This window comes from Clavibacter lycopersici, from assembly GCF_003576405.1.
Classification (GTDB): domain Bacteria; phylum Actinomycetota; class Actinomycetes; order Actinomycetales; family Microbacteriaceae; genus Clavibacter; species Clavibacter lycopersici.
Genome location: NZ_QWGT01000396.1, coordinates 1 through 1363 on the forward strand (window position 1 = coordinate 1; position 1363 = coordinate 1363).

Annotated in this window: 2 protein-coding genes; both read right to left on the minus strand. The window is 77.4% G+C overall.

Annotation, left to right across the window (positions count from 1 at the left end; translation table 11 throughout):
• A partial coding sequence (locus DZG00_RS15450; RefSeq protein WP_147360065.1) for a DJ-1/PfpI family protein occupies positions 1 to 690 on the minus strand: 690 nt, incomplete at its 3' end.
• Positions 691 to 748: 58 nt separating this feature from the next.
• Positions 749 to 1225 (minus strand): GNAT family N-acetyltransferase, encoded by a 477-nt coding sequence (locus DZG00_RS15455; RefSeq protein WP_119383310.1) that lies wholly within the window; start codon positions 1223 to 1225, stop codon positions 749 to 751.
• Between the last annotated feature and the right edge of the window lie 138 nt (positions 1226 to 1363).

Sequence of the window (1363 nt, forward strand, 5' to 3'; positions counted from 1 at the left end):
GCGCCCGTCGCGGAGCCGCTCCGCCGCACGCGCGACCAGCGGCGCGCGGTCGTGCCGGGCGTCGGCCATCCCGCGTTCGACCTGCGCGGGGTCGGCGTCCGGGCGCGACGGGTGCCCGGCGTCGAACGGCGGCCGCGGGTCGTACTCGAGGGCCAGCTGGATCGCCCGGGCCTCCGCGTCGCCGGCGATCTCGGCCGCGAGCACGAGCGCCGCGTCGATGCCGCTCGTCACGCCGCCGCCCGTGATGAACCGGCCGTCGCGCACGACCCGCTCCGTCACGGGGATCGCGCCGAGCAGCTCGAGCAGCGGATGCGAGGCCCAGTGCGTGGTGGCGCGCCGTCCGCCCAGGAGGCCGGCCGCGCCGAGCGCGAACGCTCCGGTGCAGACGCCGAGCACATGCCGTGCACCGGCCGCCTGCCGCTCGATGAAGGCCAGGGCCGCGGGGTCCTCCATCAGATCGAAGGCGCCGCGGCCGCCCGGCACGAGGAGCACGTCGGCCTGCGGGGCGTCCGCGAAGGAGGTCGTGGGCAGGAGCGGGAAGCCGCAGTCGGTGGGGACCGGCTCGATCCGGTGCCAGGCGAGGTCCACCGCCGCACCGGGGAGCCGGGACAGCACCTGCACCGGACCCGTGAGGTCGAGCTGCGTCACGTGCGGGAAGACGAGGGAGACGATGCGCGAGGGTGCGGGCATGCCCCGATGATCCCGGATGCGCGCGGCACGGGCGAGGCCCGGGTCGGTTCGGCCCGCCTCAGAGCGCCTTCCGCATCTGCTGCGCCGTCACGCCGTAGCCCGCCGACGCGTACAGGGCGATCGCCGCGTGGTTCGCGCCGAAGACGTAGAGCGCCAGCGCGGGGACGCCCGCGGCGCGCGTCGCCTCCTCCGCCGCGGCGAGGAGGGCGCGGCCGTACCCGGATCCGCGGCGCGAGGGATCCACCATCAGCTCGAACAGGAAGGCGGTGTCGGGCACGCCGTTCGGATGGTCGAGCGCGACCCAGGCGCAGCCGACCCCAGCGCCCTCCTCGTCGATCCCGCGGAGGAGCAGGGTGCGCGGCGTCCGGATCCCGTCGGGGAGCCACTTCGCGGTCTCCGCCGCAGCCCGTCCACGCGCGCCTTCCGCGGGCCAGGCGCCCGCCTCGACCTGGCGCGCCGCGTAGTCCTCCACGGCGGTGGCCACCATGCGGGCGAGCTCGGTCGGGGTCATCGGGCGCACGGACACGGAGGGCATGCGGGCATGGTCGCAGGGGCGCGTGCGCACGCGGCCGGGCTGTCCACGGGGCTGCGGCGAGCGAGGGCGCAGGGCCGGTGCGTCCCGTCCGAGGCGTCGGGCCGGCGGTCAGGCCCGCGGGCGCTCGCCGTCGCGGAT

Excerpts from the sequence above, each read along its gene's own strand:
- DZG00_RS15455 (WP_119383310.1), bottom strand. The coding sequence starts at position 1,225 with ATGCCCTCCGTGTCCGTGCGCCCGATGACCCCGACCGAGCTCGCCCGC.